We start from the raw sequence: 23,837 nt of genomic DNA, 5'->3' as shown, positions 1-23,837 counted from the left end.
CGACATCATCGACATCAGGGGGCGGAATGGTGAGCGGCTTTCCCGCCGGGCATAGCCTAAGTGCCGTGACCGAACCACTTGTTGCCAGGATGCGCGCCTTCGGCACGACCATTTTCGCGGAGATGAGCGCGCTCGCCGCCGAGACCGGATCCATCAACCTCGGCCAGGGCTTCCCCGACACCGACGGGCCGGCGGCCATGCTCGACCGCGCGGTCCAGGCGATCTCCTCGGGCGCCAACCAGTATCCGCCGGGTCCGGGGATCCTGGAGCTGCGCCGGGCGATCTCGGAACACCGCTCCGCGCACTACGACCTCTCCTACGACCCGTCGGGCGAGATCCTGGTCACGGTGGGGGCGACCGAGGCCATCGCGTCGGCCGTGCTCGCCCTCTGCGAGCCGGGGGACGAGGTGATCGCCTTCGAGCCGTACTACGACTCGTACGCGGCCTCGATCGCGCTCGCCCAGGCCCGCCTGGTCGCCGTCACGATGCGCCCGGTGGACGGGCGCTTCACGTTCGACCCCGACGAGCTGCGCGCCGCCGTCACCCCGCGCACCCGCGCCATCCTCGTCAACTCGCCGCACAACCCCACCGGCACCGTCTTCACCCGCGCCGAGCTCGAGGTCATCGCCGAGCTCTGCCAGGAGCGCGGGCTGATCGCGGTGACCGACGAGGTGTACGAGCACCTGACGTTCGACGGGGTCGAGCACATTCCGCTGGCCACGCTGCCCGGCATGCGCGAGCGCACGGTGATGATCTCGTCCGCGGGCAAGACGTTCTCGGTCACCGGCTGGAAGACCGGCTGGATCTGTGCCCCTCCCGCCCTGGTCACGGCGGTGCAGACGGTCAAGCAGTTCCTCACGTTCACGTCGAGCGCGCCGTGGCAGCTCGCGGTGGCGTACGGGCTGCGGCACGAGCTCGAGTGGGTCTCCGCGCTGCGCGCCGGCCTCCAGGACAAGCGCGACCGCCTCATGGAGGGCCTGGCGGCCGCCGGGTTCTCCGTCCTGCGGCCCTCCGGCACGTACTTCGTCCAGACGGACATCCGCCCCCTGGGCTTCACCGACGGCCTCGAGCTCACCCGCCGCCTGCCGGAGCTCGCCGGCGTGGTGGCCATCCCGACCCAGGTCTTCTACGACCACGCCGACCGGGGGCGGCACTTCGTCCGGTTCGCGTTCTGCAAGAAGGACGAGGTCATCGACGAGGCCGTGACCCGCCTCAAACGCCTGTCCACCTAAAGGGAGTCATCGGGTCGGTGGCGAGGGGCGCAGGCCGTCGAAGACGATGGCCAGGGTCCTCGTCCGCAGGCCCTCGTCCCACCCGTTGTGCTGCGCCGCCAGGCACGTGGCGCTCAGCAGCGCCAGCAACTCCGCCATCCCCACATCCCCCCGGACCGCCCCGGCGTCCTGCGCCCGCACCAGCAGCGTCTCGATGGCCCCCCGGATGTCCGGCGTCCCGGCCTTGGCGTCGATCCCGGCCGCCGCCAGGGCGTCCACGAGCACCTTCTTGACGGTCGAATCCTCCACGATCATCGTGAAGTACCGGAAGAACGCCTCCCCGGCGTCCTCGGCCGTGGCCAGCTCGTCGGCCAGCGCGGCCAGCCGCGCCATCCGGTCGACCACGATCGCCTGGTAGAGGTCCTCCTTGGCGGGGAACTGGCGGTAGATCGTCCCGACCCCCACCCCGGCCAGCGAGGCGATCTCGCGCATCGACGCGGACAGCCCGTCCCTGGCCAGCACCACTTCGGCGGCCTCCAGCACCCGGGCGCGGTTGCGTCGCGCGTCCGCACGCATCACAGGGAGCCCCTTCCTCGTTTCCTCATTGACATCCGGAACAATCGTTCCGTATGGTCAGCTTCCGGAACAATCATTCCGATTCTAGGGGGAATCCCTTGGACCACCTGAATCTCGGCCGTTCCGGCCTGCGCGTCTCCAGGGCCTGCCTGGGCACCATGAACTTCGGCACCGGGCACGGCCTGGCCGCCAGCGACGAGGCCGAGGCGGGCCGGATCATCGGCGCGTTCCTCGACGCGGGCGGCACCTTCATCGACACCGCGGACCTGTACCACCGGGGCGAGACCGAGGAGATCGTCGGCCGTGCGCTGAAGGGCAGGCGCGAGTGGGTCGTGCTGGCCACCAAGGGCGCCATGCCGGTGGGCACGGAGGGGCGCGGCCTGTCGCGGCGCCACCTCACCAGAGCCCTCGACGCCAGCCTGCGCCGGCTCGGCACCGACTACGTGGACCTCTACCAGTGCCACCAGTGGGACCCGGCGACGCCGATCGAGGAGACGATGGCCACGCTGGACGGGTTCGTCAAGGCGGGCAAGGTCCGCTACCTCGGCTGCTCCAACTTCACCGCGGCCCAGCTCGTCGAGTCCCAGTGGGCCGCCGCCCGCGTGGGCGGCACCCCGTTCGTGAGCCTGCAGCCGCAGTACTCGCTCATCCAGCGGGTGATCGAGGCGGAGATCCTGCCGGCGTGCGAGCGGCACGGGATCGGCACCGTCGTGTACGGGACGCTCGGCGGCGGCGTGCTGACCGGCCGCTACAGGCACGGCGAGGCCCCCGACCCCGACAGCCGCATGGGCAGGCTGCTCGGCCACTCCCTCCCCGGCGCGAACCGCTGGGCCCGGTCGCTGCTCAACGACCGCAATCTGGACATCGCCCACGAACTGGTCAGGGTCGCGGCCGAACTCGGCGCCGCACCGGCGGCGGTGGCCCTGGCCTGGGTGGCGCGGCGTCCCGGGGTGACCTCGGTGCTGATCGGCCCGCGATCGGTGGAGCAGCTGCGGGAGAACCTGGCGGCGTTCGACCTCGACCTCCCGCAGGAGGCGGTGGCCAGGCTGGACGAGATCTCCCATAGCGACCTCGGCCCCATGGACGGCTCGTTCTTCCACCTGACCCCCCGCTGACCCGCGGGTCAGCGGCGGCCGGCCTCGTCGCGTGGCTCGTCCAGCGTGGCGAGCGGGCCGGCGGCGGGCTCGTCCAAGGGGGTGAGCGTGTCCGTGGCCGCCTCGTGCTCCATCCCGGTCGCCTGCAGCAGGTCGACGACCACCGAACGCAGCTGCGCGATGATCACGTGCGCCGAGAAGCCGAGCCCGTCGGGCCGTTCGCGGGCCGCCACCGCCAGCAGCGCCTGGCGCGCCAGCGTCGGCTCCCGGCCGGCGCCGAGCTCCAGTTGCAGCAGCAGCGCCGCCTCCGAGACCTCGCGCAGGGCCTCGGCCAGGGCGGCGGGCGGCGGGCTGGCCTCCCCGAGCGAGGCGAGGGTACGCCTGCTCAGCACCCGCGCGTTCCGCATCGCCAGATCCACCGGCACGGCGGCGGTCTCGTAGCGCGCCAGCCTGGCCTTGCGGTGCCAGTGCAGCGGCGAGATCATCGTGATCTCCTTGGCGGTCTCCAGCGCGTGCTCGAACTCCTCGACCGCCTCCTGCGTGTTCCGCGCCTCCTCCAGCGCCTCCGCCGCCAGCTCCACGTCCCGCTTCTCGATCGCCTCCGCCGCTCGCTCCAGCACCGTGGACAGCGCGTCGAGCACCCCCGACAGGTGCTTGGCCGCGATCGTGAACGGGCTGGCGGGCAGCAGCGCGACCGCCATGATCCCGACGATGCCCCCGGTGAGCGCGTCGGCCATCCGGTCCAGCCCGCCGGCCCCGTCGCCGGGCACCAAAGTGGCCACCAGCACGGCCGACGACCCGGCCTGCGCGACGAACAGCGCCCCGCTGTTCAGCAGCACCGCGACGGCCATCGCCAGCGCGACCACGAGCGCGAGCTGCCAGGCGCCCGAGCCGATCCAGGACACCAGCAGGTCGCCGATGCCCACCCCGAGGCTGACGCCGACCACCAGCTCGGCCACCCTGCGCAGCCGCTGCCCCAGCCCGACGCCCACGCAGATCAGCACCGAGATCGGCGCGAAGAACGGGCGGGGGTGGCCGAGCAGCTCCATGGCGATGATCCAGGCCAGTGCGGCGCCCACCGCGCACTGCGCGATGGAGGGTGCCATGAGGCTGAACGTGCCCAGTCGTTCCTTCACATGATCGCTGAGCCTGGTTCCCACGCTTCTACCTTGGCGGATCTATATGACATTGAGGTCACATTTGCCCCGGCTACGGCCTTTACGTGGGGCGTTGTGTGGATTTCCTGGGGCTGGTGGAGTCGTCGGGGTGGGCGTCCAGCGGCGGCAGGGTCGCGACCGCCTCGTCCCGATCGATGCCGGTCGCCTGGAGGAGGTCCACGATGATGGACCGGAGCTGGGCGGTCATCACGTCCGCCGAGAAACCCCACCGCTCCGCCCCCTGCCGCGAGGCCACCGACAGGATCGCCCGGGCAGCCCTTTCCGGCGGGCGTCCGGCGGCGAGGTCGTCGCGCAGCATGAGCGTCGCGTCGGCCAGTTCGCGCAGCTCGCGCGGCAGCCGGGGCGGGAGGGCGCCGGGGCCGTCGAGCGCCACGATGGCCCGCCTGGCCAGCACCCTGGCGTTTCTGAGCGCGTGGTCGAGTGGCACCGCCGCCTGCTCGTACCCGTCGAGGAAGGGGCGGCGGTGACGGTGGAGCGGCGAGATGGTGGCGATCTCCTTGCCCGTCTGCAGCGCCTGCCTGAACTCCTCCACGTCCTTCTGGCTGCCACGCGCCTCCTCCAGCGCGTCGGCGGCCACGCGCGCGTCGCCGTTCTCGATGGCCTCGGCGATCTGCCGCAACGCGTCGGCCAGCGCGCCGAACGTCCCCTTCGCGTGCCTCCTCACCAGCGTCGCCGGGCTGGTGGGCAGCAGGGCGACGGCCGCGAGCCCCATGAGCCCGCCGACCAGGGCGTCGACCATCCTGTCCAACCCGCCGCTGCCGCTCGGCGGCAGGAGGGTGGCGACGAGCACGGCCGAGGAGCCCGCCTGCAGGACGATCAGCGAGCCGCTGTCGAGCAGCACCGCCACGGCCATGGCCAGCGCCACCACCAGCGCGATCTGCCAGGCGCCCGAGCCGATCCGCGACACCAGCAGGTCGCCCACGCCGACGCCGAGGGTGACCCCGACGACCAGCTCCACCACCCGCCGCATCCGCTGCCCCAGCGCCACGCCGATGCTGACCACGACCGCGATGGGCGCGAAGAACGGGCGGCTGTGGCCCAGCAGGTTCTTGGCCACGAGCCAGGCGATCGCGGCTCCGACCGCGCACTGGCCGATCGTGGGGGCCATCAGCCTCAGTCTGCCCAGACGCTGATGTACGTGCATGTCAACCACGCCTCTACCCTGCCGTGCATACGTGACACCAGGGTTACGACGTGGTGAGCTGCGGCGCGGGGCCCCCGGTCAGCCGTCCAGGAAGGTGTCCACCGCCCGCAGGAACCGGTCGCGGGCCGTGGTGTGGATCAGGTGCCCGACGTCGATCGTGACCAGCCGCGCCCCCGGGATCCGCGCCGCCACCTCCCGGGCGTTCACGGGGCTCCCCTCTCCGTCGCTCAGCACCAGCGTCGGCGCCGTGATCCTGCCGAGCCCCTCCAGCCAGGCGGGATCGGGGCCGGCCAGCTGACGTTCCGTGTCGTGCATCATGCGCCAGTCGAACCCGGTCGAATCGTCCTCGACGACCGGCGGGCGGTTCCTGAAGGGGAGCGGCGGCGGCGCGTCCTCGAGCACCAGCCGCTCGACCCGGTCCGGATGGTTCATGGCCGCGTGGTACGCCACCACGCCCCCGAGCGAGTGCCCGATCAGCGTGGCGCGTGCGACGCCCAGGTGGTCGAGCAGCGCGACGACGTCCCCGGCCATCTCCGGCACCTCGTACGGTCCCCGGTGCTCGCTGGCCCCGTGCCCGCGCAGGTCGGGCGCGATGACGTGGTAGCGCGCCGCGAAGTGCTGGGTGATGCCGTTCCAGTCGTTGTGGTTGGCGGTCCGGCCGTGGATCAGCACGAGCGGGGGAGCGGTGGGGTCGCCTTCCTCCCGGTACACGAGCTTGATCCCGTTGACGTGTGCTTCGCGAATCACACCGGCGACCATATCGCCCGGCGTCTGCCGTACTCCCCGGCCTCCCCGGCCCCGGGGCGCTGAGCGCACCTTGACATCGTCGGCGGGCTTCATGGGCAGACATTGACCATGAACCCCGCTGACCGGCTCGGATAGCGTCGCGAGGGCGGGGAGGACCGGTAACGGAGAAAGGGCGTCATATGCCGGACCCGATTGAAGTACGCAAGGTGCCGATCGAGAGCGTCACCGACGCCTCCGGCCTCGCCCGGCTCATCGCCGACGGGGTGATCGAGGCACGCCGGGTGCTCGCCGTCGTCGGCAAGACCGAGGGCAACGGCGGCGTGAACGACTACACGCGCATCCTCGCCGACCGGGCCTTCCGCGAGGTGCTGGCGGAGCACGGGCATCCGGCGCCGGAGAGCGTGCCGCTGGTGTGGTCGGGCGGCACCGACGGCGTGCTCAGCCCGCACGCCACCATCTTCGCCACCACGGCCGACGCGCCCCCGTCCGACGAGCCGCGGCTGTCGGTGGGCGTGGCGATGAGCGAGGTGATCCTGCCCGAGGACATCGGCAGGCCCGCCATGGTGGAGAAGGTCGCGGCAGGCGTACGCGAGGCCATGAAGATCGCCGGCATCGACGACCCGCGCGACGTCCACTACGTACAGACCAAGACGCCGCTGCTCACCCTGGCCACCATCACCGAGGCCAAGAGCCGCGGCCAGGACACCGCCATCGAGGAGACCGGCCCCTCCATGGACCTGTCCAACTCGACCACCGCCCTCGGCATCGCCGTCGCCCTCGGCGAGATCGACATGCCGCGCGCCGACCAGATCCACAAGGACCTGTCGCTGTACTCCGCCGTGGCCTCGTGCTCGTCCGGGGTGGAGCTGGACCGGGCGCAGATCGTGCTGGTGGGCAACGTACGGGGGATCGGGGGCCGCTACCGCATCGGCCACAGCGTCATGAAGGACGCCCTGGACGCCGACGGCATCTGGGAGGCCATCAGGGACTCGGGGCTGCCGCTGCCCGAACGCCCGCACCCGTCGGACCTCGGCGGGCGGCTGGTGAACGTGTTCATGAAGTGCGAGGCCGACCCGTCGGGCCGGGTTCGCGGACGGCGCAACATCATGCTGGACGACTCGGACGTCCACTGGCACCGCCAGATCAAGGCGACGGTGGGCGGGGTGGCGGCCTCGGTCACGGGCGACCCGGCGGTGTTCGTCTCGGTGGCGGCCGTCCACCAGGGCCCCTCGGGCGGCGGCCCGGTGGCGGCCATCTCCGACCTGGGATAGAGGCCCCTGAAGGTCGGGACCAGGCTCGGGGGCAGGGCAGGGCGCGGGTAGTCTCAAGGGTTGTGCCGAGCATCCCGCGACCTCTCGATCCCCACGACGACGGCGGCGCCGCACCCGCCGTGGCCGCCGCCCTGGCCTCCTACCAGGCGGGCACCGCCGACGCCGCCGACGTGCTGAACGCCCTCAGCGGGGCCAGGCTGCTGGTGCCCGTCGTGGCGCTGCTGACCGAGAGCGAGGTCGGCGCGCACGGGCTGCGGCAGGAGAAGGAGAGCGAGATGGCGCTGCCCAAGCTCGTCGGGGCGGACGGCAGGCAGGCGGTGCTCGCGTTCACCGGCAGCCAGGCGCTGGCCCGATGGCGGCCCGACGCCCGGCCGATCCAGGCCACGGCGTTGCAGGTGTGCCAGGCGGCGGTCCAGGAGAAGGCGGCGGCGGTCGTGGTGGACGTGGCGGGGCCGGTGCAGTTCGTGATCGAGGGGGCGGTGCTGGAGGCGCTGGCGGCCGTCGAGTCGGGGAGCGTCGATCGGCTCGACGGTGTGACCGTCGCCAAGGTGGAGCCCGTCCGGCGCCGCCGGTGGTTCTCCAGGGGATGACGCATCCACCGGTGGAGTGAACGGCCCTGCGCGAGCGGGGGAGGCGCATTAAGGTCGGCTCGTGGTCGCACTCATGGCGCTCGCCGGGCTGATCTGCGGTCGCCACATTCGCGGGCTGGCCGACTCCTACGACGAGGGCCCGGTCCACTACGACCAGCGCACCGGGGCGGGCGTCGAATTGGTGACCGCCGCCGTGGCCGCGCTGGTCGCCTGGCGGTTCGGGCTGCCGTACGCGCCTTTCGCGATCATCGGCACCGCGCTGGCGGTCGTCGACTGGCGTACCAGCCTGCTGCCCGACGCGATCACGCTCCCGGCGTACCCGATCATGGCCCTGGCCCTGGCGCCGGCGGGAGAGCTGCCCAGGGCGCTGGCCGGCGGGGTGGCGCTGACGGCCGTGTACGGGCTGCTCTGGTTCCTCAGGCCGGAGGCGATGGGCCTGGGGGACGTCAAGCTGGCCGGGCTCATCGGGATGGCCGCCGCGGCGCTGAGCTGGCAGGCGTGGATCGTCGCGGCCTTCTGCGGCCAGCTGCTCGGCGCCCTCTACGGCCTGGCGCTCCTGCTGTCCGGGCGGGGGACGAGGGACACCCAGTTCCCGTTCGGGCCGTTCATGCTGCTGGGCGCGTTCACCACGCTCTGTCTCGGCTGGTGAACGCGGGACATCTCACTAGGCAGCACATGGAAGACTTGTACGCATGTTGCGCTGGTTGACCGCCGGAGAGTCCCACGGCCCCGAACTCGTCGCCATCCTCGAAGGCCTGCCGGCCGGGGTGGAGGTGACCACGGCCGCCGTAGACGAGGCCCTGCGCCGCCGCAGGCTCGGTTATGGCCGGGGTGCCCGGATGAAGTTCGAGCAGGACCAGGTGACGATCGTGGGCGGCGTCCGCCACGGCCGCACGATGGGCAGCCCGGTCGCGATCCGGATCGGAAACACCGAGTGGCCCAAGTGGGAGAAGGTCATGGCGGCCGACCCGGTCGACCCGGCCGAGCTGGAGGGCCTCGCGCGCAACGCGCCCCGGTCCCGCCCGCGTCCGGGCCACGCCGACCTGGCGGGCATGCAGAAATACGGGTTCGACGACGCCAGGCAGGTGCTCGACCGGGCCAGCGCCCGCGAGACGGCCGCCCGCGTCGCGCTCGGCGAGGTCGCCAGGCGCTTCCTCAAGCAGGCGCTCGGCGTCGACATCGTCAGCCACGTCACCGAGATCGGCGGCGCGAAGAGCCCGGCGCAGACCCTGCCCGGCCCAGGTGACCTGGCCAGGATCGACGAGGACCCGGTGCGCTGCTCCGACGCCGAGGGCAGCGCCGCCATGATCGCCGTGATCGACAAGGCCCACAAGGACGGCGACACGCTCGGCGGCGTCGTCGAGGTCCTCGCCTACGGCCTGCCGCCCGGCCTGGGCAGCTACACCCACTGGGACCGCAGGCTCGACTCCAGGCTCGCGGGCGCGCTCATGGGCATCCAGGCGATCAAGGGCGTGGCGGTCGGCGACGGCTTCGAGACCGCGCGCAGGCCCGGCTCCCGGGCCCACGACGAGATCGAGTACACCGCCGAGGACGGCGTGCGCCGCATCACCAACCGCGCGGGCGGCGTCGAGGGCGGCATGACCAACGGTGAGATCCTGCGCGTCAGCGCCGCCATGAAGCCGATCTCCACCGTCCCCAGGGCGCTGGCCACGATCGACGTCAAGACCGGCGAGGCGGCCAAGGCCCACCACGAGCGCTCCGACGTGTGCGCCGTGCCGGCCGCCGGCATCGTGGCCGAGGCCATGGTCGCGCTGGTGCTGGCCGACGCGGCCCTCGAGAAGTTCGGTGGCGACTCCGTCGAGGAGGTCGCCCGCAACCTGTCCGGCTACCTGTCGTCAATGGTGATCAAATGAGCAGGGTTGTATTGATCGGTCCCCCCGGGTCCGGTAAGACGACGCTCGGGCAGTTGCTCGCCGAGCGGCTCGGCGTCGGGTTCCGCGACACCGACGCCGACGTGGAGGCCGTCGCCGGCAAGCCCGTCTCCGACATCTTCGTCGAGGACGGCGAGGCCCGCTTCCGCGAGCTGGAGCACGAGGCCGTGCGCCGCGCCCTGGCCGAGCACGACGGGATCCTGTCGCTGGGCGGCGGCGCCGTGCTCAACGAGGAGACGCAGGCCCTGCTGGCGGGCCACCACGTCGTCTACCTCCAGGTGGGGCTGGCGGACGCGGTCCAGCGGGTGGGGCTGGCCTCGGCCCGGCCGCTGCTCGTGCTCAACCCGCGCAGCCGGCTGAAAAAGCTGATGGAGGAGCGCCGGCCGGTCTACGAGCGGCTGGCGGTGGCGACCGTGGTGACGGACAAGCGGGAGCCGGACGAGCTCGCCGACGAGATCATCAAGGGGCTGCCCGCATGAGTGCCACGAGGATCCACGTACGCGGCGACAGCCCCTACGACGTGGTGGTCGGCACCGGCGTGCTGGCCGAGCTGGCCACGCTGCTCAAGCCCGGCGTGCGCACGGTCGCCGTCATCCACCCGGAGACCCTGCCGGAGATCGCCGGCCCGGTCGGCGAGGCGCTGCGCGGGGCCGGCTACGAGGTCGTCGAGCTGCCCGTGCCCGACGGCGAGCAGGCCAAGTCCGTCGAGGTGGCCGCCGGCCTCTGGTCGGCGCTCGGCCGCGCCGGCGTGACCCGCTCCGACGCCGTGGTGGGCGTGGGCGGGGGCGCGACGACCGACCTGGCCGGGTTCGTGGCGGGCACGTGGCTGCGCGGCGTACAGGTCGTGCTCGTGCCCACGACGCTGCTCGCCATGGTCGACGCGGCCGTCGGCGGCAAGAACGGCATCGACACGCCCGAGGGCAAAAACCTCGTGGGCACGTTCCTGCCTCCCGCCGGGGTGCTGTGCGAGCTGTCCACGCTGGCGAGCATGCCGAGGCGCGACTACGTGGCCGGCCTGGCCGAGATCATCAAGGGCGGGTTCATCGCCGACCCGGAGATCCTCAGGCTCGTCGAGGCCGACCCGGAGGCCGCCACGAGGCCCGACGGCCCCCACACCCGCGAGCTGATCGAGCGCAAGATCCAGGTCAAGGCCGACGTCGTGGGCGCCGACCTGCGCGAGGCGGGCCTGCGCGAGATCCTCAACTACGGCCACACCCTCGCCCACGCCATCGAACGCGAGGAGCACTACGCCATCCGCCACGGCGAGGCCGTCGCCATCGGCATGGTCTACGCCGCCGAGCTGTCGAAGCTCGCCGGCCGCGCCGACCTGGTCGAACGCACCAGATCCATCCTCACGAGCGTCGGCCTGCCCACCGCCTACCGCGCCGACGCCTGGAAGTCCCTGCGCGACCACATGCGGCTGGACAAGAAGAACCGCGGCGCCAAGCAGCGGTTCGTCGTGCTCGACGGCCTGGCCGAGCCGGGCCGGCTCGAAGGCCCCTCGGAAGAGCTGCTCGAAGCCGCCTACAAGGAGATCTCCGCATGATCCTCGTGCTCAACGGGCCCAACCTGGGCAGGCTCGGCACCCGCGAGCCCGACATCTACGGGGCCGAGACGTTCGAGGACCTCGCCACGCTCTGCCGCGACACCGGCAGGAAGCTCGGCGAGCACGTCGAGGTGCGCCAGACCAACGACGAGGCCGAGCTGATCGGCTGGATCCACGAGGCCGCCGACGGCCGCATCCCGGTCGTCCTCAACCCGGCCGCCTTCACCCACTACTCCTACGCCCTGCGCGACGCGATCGCCATGCGCACGGCACCGCTCGTCGAGGTTCACATCTCCAATCCGGCCGCCAGGGAAGAGTTTCGCCACAACTCCGTCGTGGCCGGGGTGGCGACGGGCACCATCGCGGGCTTCGGACTACAGTCGTACGTCCTTGCGCTGCACGCTATCGCGGAGATGAACACCACCTCATGAGGCACTACAAGTCCTTCGTCGCCCTCGGCGACAGCTTCACAGAAGGACTGAACGACCCCGGTCACAACGGTCACTACCGTGGCTGGGCCGACCGGGTGGCCGAACGGCTCGCCGCCGACGAACCCGGCTTCCGCTACGCCAACCTGGCCGTGCGCGGGAAGCTGCTCGACCAGATCGTCGCCGAGCAGGTGCCGGTGGCCGTCGAGATGGCCCCCGACCTGGTCAGCCTCTGCGCCGGGGGCAACGACCTGCTCAGGCCGGGCAGCGACCCCGACGTGATGGCCAAGAAGCTCGCCCGCGCCGTGCGCGACCTGCGGGCCGGCGGCTCGGACGTGCTGCTGTTCACGGGGGTGGACCCGCGCGACACGCCGCTGATGCGGCGGCTGCGCGGCCGCTTCGCGATCTTCTACCTGCACGTGCGCTCCATCGCCGACCTCTACGGGTGCCGGCTGGTGGATCAGTGGTCGATGCAGGGGCTGCGCGACTGGCGGGCGTGGAGCGCGGACCGGCTGCACATGAACGAGGACGGGCACCGGCTGGTGGCGGCGCGGGTGCTGGACGTGCTGGGGGTGCCGTTCGAGGACTGGCGCAAGGACTGGCCGTCGCGTACGGTCGATCCGCGGGCGCGGCGGCGCGAGGACGCCCAGTGGATCCGCGAGCACCTCGTCCCCTGGATGTCGCGCCGCCTCCGCGGCGTCTCCTCCGGCGACGGGCTCTCCCCGAAGCGGCCTGACCTTACTGCCTTTTAAGTTTTTTACGGCTGAGCACGGGGAGGCCACCCGCAGTACTTCGGCTGACGGAGCGGTGAGCCTGGGGCGGAGAGCGGCAGCTTGCGTGACCAGCGGAGCCCCGTGCGAGCGCGACCATGAGCAGGGCCCTCCAGGAAACGGCCGCTGACCCTTCACCGGCTGAGCGCCGCTACGGTGCGCACGCTTGACCGGCTGGGTGCCGAAAAGCCGGACCGGCTCCGTGCTCCCCCCTTCCCGCCGCCCGCGTTCAGGTGGGGGATTCGGAGGACAGGCGTTTGAGGGCCGCTCGGGGGACGGCCGGGTCGGTGGTGCGCCAGAACGGGGGCAGGGAGCCCAGGAGGAAGCCGCTGTAGCGGGCCGTGGCGAGCCGGGGGTCCAGGACGGCGATGACGCCCTTGTCGTCCTGGGCGCGCAGGAGGCGGCCGGCGCCCTGGGCGAGGAGGAGGGCGGCGTGGTTGGCCGCGACCGCCATGAAGCCGTTGCCGCCCCTGGCCGCCACGTGGCGCTGCCGGGCCGACGTCAGCGGGTCGTCCGGGCGCGGGAACGGCACCCGGTCGATGATGACCAGCCGCAGCGAGGGCCCCGGCACGTCCACGCCCTGCCACAGCGACAGCGTGCCGAACAGGCACGTGGGCTCGTCCTCGGCGAACTGCTTGACCAGCAGCATCGTCGAGTCGTCCCCCTGGCACAGCAGCGGCACGTCCAGCCGCTCGCGCAGCGCCTCCGTGGCGGCCTTGGCGGCGCGCATCGAGGAGAACAGGCCCAGCGTGCGGCCCCCGGCCGCCTCGATCAGCTCGGTGATCTCGTCCAGGTACTGCTGCGGCAGCCCGTCGCGGCCGGGCTGGGGGAGGTGCTTGGCGACGTACAGGATGCCCGCGCGGGGGTGGTCGAACGGAGAGCCGACGTCGATGCCCTGCCAGCCCTTGCCGTCGCCGAGCCCCCACTGCGCGGCCAGCGCGTCGAAGGTGCCGCCCAGGGCCAGGGTGGCGGAGGTGAGGATCACCGTGCGCTCGCCGAACAGCTTGTCGCGCAGCATGCCGCTCACCGTCAGCGGCGCGACCCGCAGCGTGGGCGGGCGCCGGTCGGTGCCGGCGTCGAGCCAGACGACCTCGGCGCGGTCGGACTCCGAGGCGTGGCCGTACGCCTCCAGCATGCGCACCGCCGTGTCGTGCACCTCGTCCAGCGCCGAGAACGCGGCCTTGCGCTGCCCCGCCTTGTCGGGGTCGTCCTTGTCGGCGCCGCGCGGCCCCATGGCGGTGACGCACCGCGCGGCCGAGTCGCGCACCAGCGCCAGAGTCAGGCCGAGCACCTGCGGCAGCTCGTCGATGCGCCCGGGCGGCGCGGCGGCCAGCAGCGCCTTGAGGTCCTCGCCCGCCTCCATGAGCTGGTCGGCGATGCCCTGCTCGATCAGCCGGCCCACCCGGCGCACCGCCAGCGCCACGGTCAGCTCCGACAGCTCGCCGGTCACCACCGAGGTCACCCGGTCGACCAGCTCGTGAGCCTCGTCCACGACCACGACCTCGTGCTCGGGCAGCACCGGCAGGTCGCCCATGGCGTCGATGGCCAGCAGCGCGTGGTTGGTCACCACGACGTCCACCTCGCCCGCCCGCGCCCGGGCCATCTCGGCGAAGCACTCGGCCCCGCTGGGGCAGCGGCTGGCCCCGAGGCACTCCTGCGCGCTCACGGAGAACTGCCGCCACGCCTGCTCGCTCACGCCGGGCACGAGCTCGTCGCGGTCGCCGGTCTCGGTCTCGTCGGCCCACTCCTGGATGCGCTGCACCATGCGGCCGGTCGCGCTCACCTCGCGGGGATCGAAGAGCTGGTCCTGCTCGTCCTCCTCGGGCCAGCCCGCCGTTGCCTTGTAGCGGCACAGGTAGTTGCGGCGGCCCTTCAGGATCGCGAACGTCGGCTCGTGCGGCAGCTCCTTGGCCAGCGTCTCGGCCAGCCGGGGCAGGTCGCGGTCGACGAGCTGGCGCTGCAGCGCGATCGTGGCCGTGGAGACCACGACGGGCGAGTCGCTGTCCATCGCGTGGCGGATCGACGGCACCAGGTACGCCAGCGACTTCCCGGTGCCCGTGCCGGCCTGGACCGCCAGGTGTTGCTCGCCGTCGATGGCCTGCTGCACGGCTTGGACCATGGTCAGCTGGCCCTGCCGTTCGCTCCCTCCGAGAGCGTTCACCGCGACCATGAGTAGTTCGTCCGCAGACGGGAGATGGGAGTCCGGCACGGCAGTAAACGCTACCCGCATTCCGGGGTCGCCGTGCCGAACGCGGTGTGATCGGCCAGATGCATCCCGGCGTTCCCGGACCCTCGCGGCGGCACCCGTGGCACACTGGGCGATCGGGACTCCGACGGGTCAGAGCAGGACTTCACGCGGAGTGACCAAAGGGGTTCCCGGTGTAGATGGGAAGGCCGGTTCAAGAGGGTTTTCCGGGGTTGAGTGGACGGGAAAAGGCTGGTTAAAGCAGTATGTCTGCCATGTCGGAAGTTGTCCCGTTGCCGTCGTTCGGCGAAGTGTTCTTCGATGCGCGAGGTCAGGAGCGGTGTCTCCGCGTCACGTGGCATGAGGGCACGCTGGTCCTCAGCCTCTGGCGCGGCGAGATGTGCACCGCGAGCTTCCGCATGCCGATGGAGGACGTCGGGCGCCTGCTCGACACCCTCGACGAGGGTTTCGCCGAGGCCACGGGCGAGCAGCCCGCCGTGCCCGCGCACGACCCGGGCACGGAGGTCATCCCTGGCACCGGCCAGTACCAGCGGCCGGCCCAGCCCGTCCAGCAGCCGCCGCAGGCGCAGCAGCACCAGCCCGACGAGCGGCCGACGGCCGCGCTGTCGCCCAACGACGTCCTCGTGGCCAGGGGCGCCCCTCCGGCTCACCAGGACAAGCTGGTGGCCTCCTATGGCGAGACCACGGCCCCCAGGGACACCATGCCCCCGGCGTACGGCGAGGCTCCCAGGGACGCCTACGGCGAGCGGGCCCCCTTCACCGGCCCCCAGTACGTGGAGACGACGGGCCCGCAGCAGCGCTACACCGGCGACCCGCTCAGCGGCCCGCAGTACACCGGTGATCCGTTCAGCGGGCCCCAGTACACCGGGGATCCCCTCAGCGGCCCCCAGTACGCCGGCGACCCCTTCAGCGGCCCGCAGTACACCGCCGAGCCGCACCAGTACGCGGGCCCGCCCGCCCAGGCCGACCCCTTCACGGGCCCCCAGTACATGGACGAGCCCGTCTACCAGATGCCCGGCGACCAGCGCCGTCCGGCGCCGCTGAGCACCGACCCGCTCGGCTTCCCCTCCCAGGCCGCCGCGCCCCACCAGCAGGCTCCTCACCAGCCGCCCCAGCACCGGCCGGACCTGTACCAGAACGACCCCTACCCGTCCGATCCCTACGCCCGGCACCCCGACGCCTACCAGCAGCAGCAACCGGTGGCGCCGCCGCAGCCGCAGCAGCAGGCCCCGGCCGCCGCCGGCCTGGGGACCCCCATGCACGGCATCCCGGGCGCGGGCCGGCGCCGTCCCGCCCCGCAGCCCGTCCGCGACGACTACGCCGCCTACCAGCAGAGCCCCGCGCCCAACCCGGTGGACCCGCTGCTGAACATGGGCCGGCAGGAGCACCAGCAGCAGCCCGACCCGCTGTCCCGCCCGTACGTCGTGGACCCCATGTTCTCCACGGGCGAGCGCCTGCGGCCCGGCGAGCAGCCGGACTACCACGAGCGGAGCGACCGCAGGGAGTGGTGACACGCCGGGTCCGGTAGCCAGGTACGCTCCTCCCGTGAACCCGACCATGGGCCTGCAGCTGCTGCTGGTGGCGGGCGGCGCGATCGGCGTCGCGGCCGTCGCCCGGCGCAAGGGCTGGCCCGCTCCCCTCCTGCTGGTGGCCGCCGGCCTGCTGGTGTCGCCGCTGGTGCCGGCGGTGCCGTTGCAGCCGGAGCTCGTGCTGTACGTCTTCCTGCCGCCGCTGCTCTACTCCGCCGCGTTCGACAGCTCCTACCTGCGCCTGCGTGATGTCAAGCGGGCCGTGGCCCTGCTGTCGATCGGGCTCGTGCTGTTCACCACCGCCGCCATCGGGCTGGTCGTCCACCTGCTGCTGCCGCAGCTCCCGCTCGCGCTGGCGTTCGCGCTGGGCGCGATCATCGCGCCGCCTGACGCCGTGGCCGCCGTCGCGGTCGGCCGCCGGCTGGGCCTGCCGCGCAGGGCGCTGACGATCCTGGTCGGCGAGAGCCTGTTCAACGACGCCACGGCGCTCACGCTCTACCGGGTCGCCGTCGGGGCCGCGCTGGGCGGCACCTTCGACGTGTGGCACGGCCTCGGCGACTTCGCGCTCGCCGCGGCGGGCGGCGTGGCGATCGGGCTGGTGGTGGCGTTCGCGCTGGCCTGGCTGTTCAGGCACACGCGCGACTCCCTGGTCGAGAACACGCTGATGCTGCTGATCCCGTTCGCCACCTACCTCGCGGCGGAGAGCGTGCATGCCTCGGGCGTGATCGCGGTCGTGATCGTCGGCCTCTATCTGGGCAACCGCATGCACCTGCAGGGGTTCGGCACCCGGCTGGTGTCCGACGCCGTGTGGAAGGTCACCGACTTCTTCCTGGAAGCGGTCGTGTTCGCCCTGATCGGGCTGCAGCTGACGACCGTCGTGCAGGGCATCTCCGGTTACAACCCGTGGGCGGTCGCGGGCTACGCCGCCGCCGTGCTGGCGGTGACGATCGTCAGCCGGTTCGTGTGGCTGTTCGCGGTGACGCGCCTGATGAAGCTCCTGCGCAGGAGCAACGTGCCCACCGGCCCGCAGACGGTGATCCTCGGCTGGGCGGGCATGCGCGGCGTGGTGTCACTGGCGGCGGCCTTCGCCATCCCGCCGGACATCCCGGCGCGCGACCGCGCGATGCTGCTGTTCCTGACGTTCACGACCGTGATCGGCACGCTGCTCATCCAGGGCACCACGTTCCCCGCGCTGATCAAGCGGCTGCGCGTGTCGAGCGAGCAGGAGCAGTACGAAGACCGCTTGGCCGAGGCGGCGGCCCAGCAGGCCGCGCTGGAGGCCGGCTTGGAGGAGCTCACGCGGCTCATCGCCGAGCAGGGCGAGCCCGACGAGATCCAGAAGCAGGTCATCGACCAGCTCAGGGAGAAGTCCTGGCGCCGCTCGCTGAGCGCCTGGGAACGCCTGGGCGGCGGCACGGGGCAGGGTGGTGCGGAGACCCCCAGTGCCCTCTACCGCCGCCTGCGCCGCGACATGCTCCAGGCCGAACGACAGGTCTTCGTACGGCTGCGCGACGAACGCCGCCTCGACGACGAGGTGATGCGCGACGTGATGGCGCAGCTCGACTTCGAGGAGGCGATCCTGGAGCGCTAGCCGGGAAGAGCCGCGCCGCTCAGCCCATCGCGCTGTCGACGAAGCACCAGCGCCACTCCTCACCGCGTTCGTAGGACTGGATCACCGGGTGGGCCGTCTCGTGGTAGTGCTGGGTGGCGTGCTTGCCCGGTGAGGAGTCACAGCACCCGATGTGGCCGCACTCCAGGCAGCGCCGCAGGTGCACCCAGCGGCCCCCGACGGCGAGGCACTCCTCGCAGCCCTCCGGCGTCCTCGCGGCCGGATCGTCAGCCTGGGAAAGATGCTCGCAAATTGCCATAACAGAAATCCTAGAACCAGCAGCACGATCAAATATCGCCCGCCCCCTCTTGTCGGCCGCCGGGCAGGCGTGGACATTGTGCTCATCGGGGAGTGACATAGGCCACACCATCCCGAGGAGCCGGGCGTGCTGGAGGTGCGCAACCTCGAAGTCGTCTACGACGACGTGATGCTCGTGCTGCGCGGCGTGAGCCTCAGCGTCCCGCCGGGGGCGATCGTGGCGCTGCTCGGCGCGAACAGCGCGGGCAAGACGACCTTGCTCCGGGCCGTGTCCGGGCTGCTCGGCGTGCACGACGGCGAGATCACCAAGGGCGGTGTGACGCTGGAGGGCGAGCCCATCCACCCCCTCAGCCGCGCCCAGATCGTGCGGCGCGGGGTCAGCCAGGTGATGGAGGGCCGCCGCATCCTCGCCGAGCTGACCGTCGAGGAGAACCTCAGGGTCGGCGGCCACACGGCGGCCGAGTCCCACCTGGACCGCGTCTACGGCCTGTTCCCGCTGGTGCGGGAGCGTGTCCGGCTACCTGCCGGGCGGCGAGCAGCAGATGCTGGCCGTCGGCCGCGCCCTCATGGCAGGGCCGAAATACCTGCTGCTGGACGAGCCCAGCCTGGGCCTGGCGCCGTCGCTGGTCACCCAGGTGCGCGACCTCATCGTCGAGATCGCACTACAAGCGGAGGAGACGATGGCTCTCCTGACATTTGACGACGTGCACAACTACGAGGACGCGCCGAGCACCGCGGTCTTCAGGCAGACGCTGATCAACAAGGTCGACGAGCAGGCGTCGACGGGCGTGACGATCGTCAAGGACTTCTTCACGGGGCCGACGGCGCGGGGGTACACGTTCGACGGTCCTTGCTACGACAAGCTCTAGCGAACGCGAAGGGCGGACTCGTGTGCTCCACGAGTCCGCCCTTTCACGGTCGGTCAGGCGCTAGTTGGCGCTGACCTTGCGCTGGATGTCGATGAGGATGTTCATCATCTCGTTCTGATTGCCCTGCAGAGTGTTGATCTTGCCGTCCATGGTCTCGAACCTGGCGTCGATGGACTCGAACCTGGTGTCGATCTCCGCGAACTTCGTGTCGATCTTGGTGTCGAGCGCGGTGACCCGCTCGTCGAGGACAGTGACCTTGGTGTCGAGTTGGGTGACCCGCTCGTCGAGGACGGTGACCTTGGTGTCGAGTTGGGTGACCCGCTCGTCGAGGACGGTGACCTTGGCGTCCAGGGAGGTCACCTTGGCGTCGAGGGTCTTGACGTGGTTGGCCACGCCGTTGATCCGCTCGGTGAGCTGCTGCCCCAGCTCCGCCTGGTCCGCCCGGAGCCGGATGAACTCGTTGTCCAACTCGGTGCCGAGATTGCAGCAGAGTTCCTTGAAGCTCATGTTGATCTCCCTTACCTTGGAGGTAAGGGACCGGGGATGTGAGTGATCTCCGGTCCCGCTTCTTTGCCAAGAGGATACCCCTTCAATTGGCGATCGGAAGCGGAATCGAATGAAGATTCCCCTGGTCAGAGGGCAAGTAGCCCTTTAAGTCCGGAATTATCCTCCCGAATTGGAAAGAAATCTTTTCAGATTCGGCGCGGGTGCGAATGGGGTATCGAAATCGCCGCCCCCGCTGGTCGTCAGAGCTTGCCGAGACCGCGGGCCAGGATGGTGGCTGTGCGGGCGATGGCCGTGTCGTCGCCGGACTCGCCGGCGGCGCGGTTGGTGTAAATGGCCATGATGATGGGAGACACGCCCTTCTTGGGCCAGATGACGGCGATGTCGTTCCCCCCGCCAAAAGCACTGTTCGTCCCGGTCTTGTCGCCGATCGTCCAGGTCTTCGGCAGGCCGGCGCGGATGCGGGCGTCACCCGTCTTGGTCGCGATCAGCCAGGCGGTGAGCTGCTCCCGGTCCTTGGCGGTGAGCGCGTTCCCCGTCGTGACCGCGCGCAGGTCGCGGGCGATGGACGCGGGCGTCGTGGTGTCGCGCTTCTCCTTGGGCGTCCAGTCGTTCAGCTCGGTCTCCCAGCGGTCCAGGCGGGAGATCGGGTCCTTCAGCGTGCGGAAGTAGCGCGTCAGGCCGGCCGGTCCGCCGATCTGCTTGAGCACCATGTTGCCCGCGGTGTTGTCGCTCAGGGTGATGGTCGCCTCGCACAGCTGGTTGACGGTCAGGCCGTCCTCCACGTGCTTCTCGGTGGTGGGGGAGTTCGGCTTGAGGTCGTCGCCCGTCCAGCGCACGACCTTCTCCATCAGCCCGGGGTCGGAGGTGCGCGCCTTGTGCAGCACGGCCGCGCAGGCCATCGCCTTGAACGTGGACAGCAGCGGGAACCGCTCGTTCGACCGATACCCGATCGTCCTGCCGGTGGCGGTGTCGATGGCGTACGCGCCGATGCGCCCCTTGAACGACGCCTCCAGCGCGCGCAGCTCCTTGCGCGCCTGGGCCTCGCCCGAGAGCGCCTGCACGGAGCTCGTGGCCGAGGTGGCGCCCGCCGGGAGGGCGCCGCCCGCCAGGAAGGAGACGGTCAACGTGGCAACTGCCGTGAAGCGGCGGTTTCGCATGCTTTGTCCTTACGGTCGTCCGTCAATGGGCAAGGAGCAAAGCAGATGCGATCACCACATGTCTAATAGCGATATCGCGAACAAGTCGATATCGATTCACGCATGGGCACAGGTCAGGACCATGATTCCGGCGACGATCAGCCCGGCGGCGTGCACGCACAGCGCGGGCACGACCCCGGCCGCCCCGCCGAGCACCCCCGCCAGCCCCATGCCGGCCAGCGCGGTGGCCGCGTGGGCGCTGCCCAGGACGCCGAACACGCCTCCCCGCCGGTCGTCGCCGACGACGTTCTGGGCCAGCGTGGTGAACCCCGCCGCCGCGGCCGCCGCGGGCACCCCGGCCAGCCCGATCAGCACCAGCGCCGGCCACAGCGCGGGCACGGCCATCGGGTAGGTGAACAGGGCCAGGTCCACCAGCCCGAAGACGACCGTCGCCCCGCCCAGCAGCACCCGCGGAGCGGCCCGCCCCGGACGCAGCGCCACGACGAGCCCGCCCAGGATCCCGCCGACCGCCTGCACCGACAGGAACAGCCCGTAGGCGTCGCCCGCGCCGCCGAGCACGTCGCTCACGAAGGGCACGGCGAGCGTGGCGAAGATCCCCTCGCCCAGCCCCGTGATCATCATGTACGCCACCAGCAGGCGGACGCCCGCGTGCCCCATGGCCAGGCGGAGCCCGGCGACCCACTGCCCGCCCATCGTCGCCGTCCCCGCCGTCCCCGCCGTCCCCGCCGTCCCCGCCGTCCCCGCCGTCCCCGTCGGGCGTCCGGGCGGTCGGAGGGCGGCCTGCAGGAGGGCCGCGGAGAGGAGGAAACTGGCCACGTCGATCAGCACGACCGCGGCGAGCCCTCCGGCGCTGACGGCCAGCCCGCCCAGCATGGCGCCCAGCAGGCGGGCGACCTGGCCGGTCTGGCCGTGCAGGGCGTTGGCCCGTACGAGCTGCGACTCCGCCACGATCTGCGGCACGAGGGCCTTCTGCGCGGGAGCGAGCACGGTGCTCAGGACGCCGGTCCAGAGCGCGACGGTGTACACGATCCACACCTGGTCCGGCCCGCGTACGGCCAACAGCGGCAGCAGGCCGAGCGCGAGCAGCACGTCCGTGGCGACCAGCAGCCGGCGGCGATCCCACCGGTCGGCCAGCACCCCGGCCACGGACCCGAGCACGACGTCGGGCAGCCGCGAGACCAGCAGCATGAACGCCATGGACAGCGTGGAGCCGGTGAGGCGGTAGACGTGGAACGCCAGCCCGGTGCTGATCACCCAGTCGCCGGTCTGCGAGATCAGCCCGGCGAGGAGCAGGCGCCGGTAGTCCCGGTTGCCGCCCAACAGCGCGCGCACCCCGCCGCCCCCGCCCCGGGTGCCGCCCGACGCACGGCCCCCGCCGTCCCCGTCGCGGCCGGCCCCTGACCCGTGGACCTCGCCGTCACCTGACGCGGGGACCCCGGCGGCGGGCCGGGGCTCAGTCACCGGAGTCCGTGGGCGGCAGGGGGACGACCAGTTGGGTCATCAGCACGGGCCGGGCGCCCGCGGGGCGGGTCGAGGGGGCGTCGACGCGGGCCATCAGCGGTCCGAGCAGCTTCGCCATCGCCGCGCCCAGCGCCGTCACCTCCTCCGCCGTGGCGTAGAGGTACAGGTTGCCCACGCCCCCCACCCCCCGCCACGCCTCGGGTTCGTCCCCGCGGTGTTGCTGCCACTCCGCCAGGCGGGACAGCGCGCGCTCGGCGATCACCTGCTCCAGCAGGCTCCGGGCGGCCGCCTGCTCCGGCCCGGCCGCCTCGTCGTCCCACTCCTGGACGGCCTCGGTCGCCTTCCACGGCCGCTCGCGCTCATCGCGCGCCGCCGCCTGCTCCACGAAGCCGTACTTGGCCAGCTGCCGCAGATGGTACGAGGCCAGCGCCTGGCTGATGCCCACCTCCCGCGCGGCGTCGGCGGCGGTCATCGCGCCCGCCCTCATCAGCAGCTCGTGCAGCGCCAGCCGCACCGGGTGGGCGAACGCCCGCATCGCGGCCGGGTCGCTGAGCCGCCGCCGCGAGGATTCCAAAGACATGCTTGGAATCCTCGGCGCCGGCCGCCGGAGATGTCAAGGGAACCTTTGGAATGCGTTGGGTAGGGTCGATGTATGCGACTCCTCAAGAGCCGATTCGTGCCCCTGGCCGCCTTCGCCATCTGTGTCTTCGCCGCCGGGTGCGGTGAGGTCAACAGCACCATCGACAAGGCCCAAGCGTGCCTCGAAGCCCCGAAGATCGTCGCCGACCTGGGTGCCCAGCTCAAGACGCTCGCCGACGATCCCAAGGCCATGGACAAGGCCCTCGACGACGCCGCGACCAAGCTCAACGACGTGGCCGACAAGGCGGCCAACACCACGATCAAGGAAGCCTCCGACGACCTGGCCAAGACGCTGAGCGGCATCAACGTCACCACCGTCAACGACGCCGTCGACGCCACCCAGAAGGTCCTCAGCGAGAGCGCGGCCTATGCCGAGAAGGTGGCCAAGGCCTGTACTGGCTGAATCCCAACTTCTCTAGGGGAAATGGGGACGAATTACCGTTTTTCCCATGGAACCCGACCCGCGTTTCACCTTGGCCAATGAACGAACCTTCCTCACCTGGCTGAGCACGGCGCTGGCGCTCAGCGCGGGTGGGGTGGCGATGGCGGCGGTGCCCGAGCACGTGTTCGTGCCGTGGATCCGTACCGCGCTGGCCGTGGTGCTGGTGACGCTGTCGGCGCTGGCGGCGGGGATGGCGTACCCGCGCTGGCGCAACATCCAGCGCGCCCTGCGCCAGCAGGCGCCGCTGCCGCCGCCCGCGCTCGCGGCGGTCTTCGGGTACGGCGTGGCGGCCGTGGCGGTGATCGCCCTCGTGCTGATCATCCTGGCCGCCTGAGCCCGAGGCCGGATCAGGTGCCTCCGGAGAAGGAGATCTGGGACGAGGGGCTGCAGAGCGAGCGCACCCGGCTGGCCTGGGTGCGCACCGCCGTGGCGCTGGCCACCGGCGGGCTCGGCGCGGCCGGGTTGTCCCTCAGGCACGGCCTGCCCGTGCCCTCGGTGGTGGCGTTCGCGCTGGCCGCGCTCTGCGGGGCGGTGCTGCTGATCAGGACCGGGGTGCGGTTCCGCCGTGTTCAGGAGGCCCTGCACGGCGGCAAGCCGCTGAACCCCGGGCCCGACGTGCTGTTCGCCTGGCTCGGCACCATGTGCGTGGTGGCCGGCGCCATCACCTTCGTCCTGGCGATCCGGTAAGCGCGGTTGCCAGATCCGGAGAAGGA

26 protein-coding genes and 1 pseudogene are annotated in these 23,837 nt (G+C 71.7%); 17 read left to right on the top strand and 10 right to left on the bottom strand.

Annotated features, from left to right (window positions below):
• The first annotated feature begins 65 nt into the window (after nt 1-65).
• Nucleotides 66-1,232 (top strand): pyridoxal phosphate-dependent aminotransferase, encoded by a 1,167-nt coding sequence (locus tag H4W80_RS19485; protein ID WP_192786402.1) that lies wholly within the window; start codon nt 66-68, stop codon nt 1,230-1,232.
• Nucleotides 1,233-1,238: 6 nt separating this feature from the next.
• Here the strand turns inward: H4W80_RS19485 and H4W80_RS19480 are convergent, their stop codons facing one another.
• Nucleotides 1,239-1,787, bottom strand: coding sequence for a TetR/AcrR family transcriptional regulator (locus H4W80_RS19480; RefSeq protein ID WP_192786401.1), 549 nt, complete (start codon nt 1,785-1,787; stop codon nt 1,239-1,241).
• A 98-nt stretch (nt 1,788-1,885) separates the two neighbouring features.
• On the opposite strand from H4W80_RS19480, the gene H4W80_RS19475 reads away from it, so the two are divergent.
• Nucleotides 1,886-2,902, top strand: coding sequence for an aldo/keto reductase (locus H4W80_RS19475; protein WP_192786400.1), 1,017 nt, complete (start codon nt 1,886-1,888; stop codon nt 2,900-2,902).
• Nucleotides 2,903-2,910: 8 nt separating this feature from the next.
• Here H4W80_RS19475 and H4W80_RS19470 read toward each other — a convergent pair whose 3' ends face one another.
• From H4W80_RS19470 to H4W80_RS19460, 3 genes are all read right to left on the bottom strand, one after another.
• Nucleotides 2,911-4,041: an FUSC family protein gene (locus H4W80_RS19470; protein ID WP_192786399.1), complete on the bottom strand. Its 1,131-nt coding sequence runs from the start codon at nt 4,039-4,041 to the stop codon at nt 2,911-2,913.
• 58 nt (nt 4,042-4,099) lie between these two features.
• On the bottom strand, nt 4,100-5,167 hold the full coding sequence (locus tag H4W80_RS19465) for an FUSC family protein (RefSeq protein WP_225963543.1): 1,068 nt from the start codon (nt 5,165-5,167) through the stop codon (nt 4,100-4,102).
• A gap of 114 nt (nt 5,168-5,281) precedes the next feature.
• Nucleotides 5,282-5,950, bottom strand: a complete 669-nt coding sequence (locus H4W80_RS19460; protein ID WP_192786397.1) for an alpha/beta fold hydrolase — start codon at nt 5,948-5,950, stop codon at nt 5,282-5,284.
• 179 nt (nt 5,951-6,129) lie between these two features.
• On the opposite strand from H4W80_RS19460, the gene bar reads away from it, so the two are divergent.
• From bar to H4W80_RS19420, 8 genes are all read left to right on the top strand, one after another.
• Nucleotides 6,130-7,221: a barbiturase gene (bar, locus tag H4W80_RS19455; RefSeq protein ID WP_192786396.1), complete on the top strand. Its 1,092-nt coding sequence runs from the start codon at nt 6,130-6,132 to the stop codon at nt 7,219-7,221.
• 62 nt (nt 7,222-7,283) lie between these two features.
• Nucleotides 7,284-7,811, top strand: a complete 528-nt coding sequence (locus H4W80_RS19450; protein ID WP_192786395.1) for an SseB family protein — start codon at nt 7,284-7,286, stop codon at nt 7,809-7,811.
• A gap of 61 nt (nt 7,812-7,872) precedes the next feature.
• Entirely contained in the window at nt 7,873-8,460 is a 588-nt protein-coding gene (locus H4W80_RS19445; RefSeq protein WP_192786394.1) for a prepilin peptidase, read from the top strand.
• Nucleotides 8,461-8,503: 43 nt separating this feature from the next.
• Nucleotides 8,504-9,685, top strand: a complete 1,182-nt coding sequence (gene aroC, locus H4W80_RS19440) for a chorismate synthase (RefSeq protein ID WP_192786393.1) — start codon at nt 8,504-8,506, stop codon at nt 9,683-9,685.
• Entirely contained in the window at nt 9,682-10,182 is a 501-nt protein-coding gene (locus H4W80_RS19435; protein ID WP_192786392.1) for a shikimate kinase, read from the top strand. The genes aroC and H4W80_RS19435 overlap by 4 nt, the downstream gene beginning before the upstream one ends.
• Nucleotides 10,179-11,249, top strand: a complete 1,071-nt coding sequence (gene aroB / locus H4W80_RS19430; protein ID WP_192786391.1) for a 3-dehydroquinate synthase — start codon at nt 10,179-10,181, stop codon at nt 11,247-11,249. Before H4W80_RS19435 ends, aroB begins: the two co-directional genes overlap by 4 nt.
• Nucleotides 11,246-11,680: a type II 3-dehydroquinate dehydratase gene (gene aroQ / locus H4W80_RS19425; RefSeq protein ID WP_185077687.1), complete on the top strand. Its 435-nt coding sequence runs from the start codon at nt 11,246-11,248 to the stop codon at nt 11,678-11,680. Before aroB ends, aroQ begins: the two co-directional genes overlap by 4 nt.
• Complete coding sequence (locus tag H4W80_RS19420) at nt 11,677-12,429, top strand: SGNH/GDSL hydrolase family protein (protein WP_192786390.1); 753 nt, start codon at nt 11,677-11,679, stop codon at nt 12,427-12,429. Before aroQ ends, H4W80_RS19420 begins: the two co-directional genes overlap by 4 nt.
• Before the next feature lie 247 nt (nt 12,430-12,676).
• On the opposite strand, the gene H4W80_RS19415 is transcribed toward H4W80_RS19420, so the two are convergent.
• On the bottom strand, nt 12,677-14,617 hold the full coding sequence (locus tag H4W80_RS19415; protein ID WP_318787621.1) for an ATP-dependent DNA helicase: 1,941 nt from the start codon (nt 14,615-14,617) through the stop codon (nt 12,677-12,679).
• Nucleotides 14,618-14,907: 290 nt separating this feature from the next.
• Between H4W80_RS19415 and H4W80_RS19410 the strand changes: the two genes are divergently transcribed.
• Together H4W80_RS19410 and H4W80_RS19405 are read left to right on the top strand one after the other, a co-directional pair.
• Nucleotides 14,908-16,164 carry a hypothetical protein gene (locus tag H4W80_RS19410; RefSeq protein WP_192786388.1) on the top strand — a complete coding sequence of 419 codons (1,257 nt, stop codon included), beginning with the start codon at nt 14,908-14,910 and terminating at the stop codon, nt 16,162-16,164.
• Between the two features lie 34 nt (nt 16,165-16,198).
• Nucleotides 16,199-17,773 carry a Na+/H+ antiporter gene (locus H4W80_RS19405; RefSeq protein ID WP_318786946.1) on the top strand — a complete coding sequence of 525 codons (1,575 nt, stop codon included), beginning with the start codon at nt 16,199-16,201 and terminating at the stop codon, nt 17,771-17,773.
• Nucleotides 17,774-17,792: 19 nt separating this feature from the next.
• Here the strand turns inward: H4W80_RS19405 and H4W80_RS19400 are convergent, their stop codons facing one another.
• Complete coding sequence (locus H4W80_RS19400; RefSeq protein WP_192786387.1) at nt 17,793-18,050, bottom strand: UBP-type zinc finger domain-containing protein; 258 nt, start codon at nt 18,048-18,050, stop codon at nt 17,793-17,795.
• A 168-nt stretch (nt 18,051-18,218) separates the two neighbouring features.
• Here H4W80_RS19400 and H4W80_RS64570 point away from each other — a divergent pair.
• Both H4W80_RS64570 and H4W80_RS62765 read left to right on the top strand, forming a co-directional pair.
• A pseudogene (locus H4W80_RS64570) lies at nt 18,219-18,470 on the top strand (ATP-binding cassette domain-containing protein); the annotation flags it as partial.
• 88 nt (nt 18,471-18,558) lie between these two features.
• A complete protein-coding gene (locus H4W80_RS62765) occupies nt 18,559-18,918 on the top strand; it encodes an ATP-binding cassette domain-containing protein (protein ID WP_264085990.1) in 360 nt (119 codons plus the stop codon).
• A 60-nt stretch (nt 18,919-18,978) separates the two neighbouring features.
• On the opposite strand, the gene H4W80_RS19390 is transcribed toward H4W80_RS62765, so the two are convergent.
• From H4W80_RS19390 to H4W80_RS19375, 4 genes are all read right to left on the bottom strand, one after another.
• Entirely contained in the window at nt 18,979-19,425 is a 447-nt protein-coding gene (locus tag H4W80_RS19390; RefSeq protein WP_192786386.1) for a coiled-coil domain-containing protein, read from the bottom strand.
• 239 nt (nt 19,426-19,664) lie between these two features.
• Entirely contained in the window at nt 19,665-20,582 is a 918-nt protein-coding gene (gene bla / locus H4W80_RS19385; RefSeq protein ID WP_192786385.1) for a class A beta-lactamase, read from the bottom strand.
• 96 nt (nt 20,583-20,678) lie between these two features.
• On the bottom strand, nt 20,679-22,043 hold the full coding sequence (locus H4W80_RS19380; protein WP_192786384.1) for an MFS transporter: 1,365 nt from the start codon (nt 22,041-22,043) through the stop codon (nt 20,679-20,681).
• Nucleotides 22,036-22,623 carry a helix-turn-helix domain-containing protein gene (locus H4W80_RS19375; protein ID WP_192786383.1) on the bottom strand — a complete coding sequence of 196 codons (588 nt, stop codon included), beginning with the start codon at nt 22,621-22,623 and terminating at the stop codon, nt 22,036-22,038. The genes H4W80_RS19380 and H4W80_RS19375 overlap by 8 nt, the downstream gene beginning before the upstream one ends.
• Before the next feature lie 72 nt (nt 22,624-22,695).
• Here H4W80_RS19375 and H4W80_RS19370 point away from each other — a divergent pair, with 72 nt between their 5' ends.
• From H4W80_RS19370 to H4W80_RS19360, 3 genes are read left to right on the top strand one after another with little or no spacing between them, the layout of a single operon-like run.
• Nucleotides 22,696-23,085 carry a hypothetical protein gene (locus tag H4W80_RS19370; RefSeq protein ID WP_192786382.1) on the top strand — a complete coding sequence of 130 codons (390 nt, stop codon included), beginning with the start codon at nt 22,696-22,698 and terminating at the stop codon, nt 23,083-23,085.
• 46 nt (nt 23,086-23,131) lie between these two features.
• The gene (locus tag H4W80_RS19365; protein WP_185077672.1) at nt 23,132-23,458 is read left to right on the top strand and encodes a YidH family protein; all 327 of its coding nucleotides are present in this window, start codon (nt 23,132-23,134) and stop codon (nt 23,456-23,458) included.
• A gap of 17 nt (nt 23,459-23,475) precedes the next feature.
• Nucleotides 23,476-23,811: a YidH family protein gene (locus tag H4W80_RS19360; RefSeq protein ID WP_192786381.1), complete on the top strand. Its 336-nt coding sequence runs from the start codon at nt 23,476-23,478 to the stop codon at nt 23,809-23,811.
• Nucleotides 23,812-23,837: the final 26 nt, after the last annotated feature.

The organism is Nonomuraea angiospora, from assembly GCF_014873145.1.
Taxonomy (GTDB): domain Bacteria; phylum Actinomycetota; class Actinomycetes; order Streptosporangiales; family Streptosporangiaceae; genus Nonomuraea; species Nonomuraea angiospora.
Note: the sequence above shows the minus strand (reverse complement) of the source record. Positions and strands in the feature narration are given on the sequence as shown.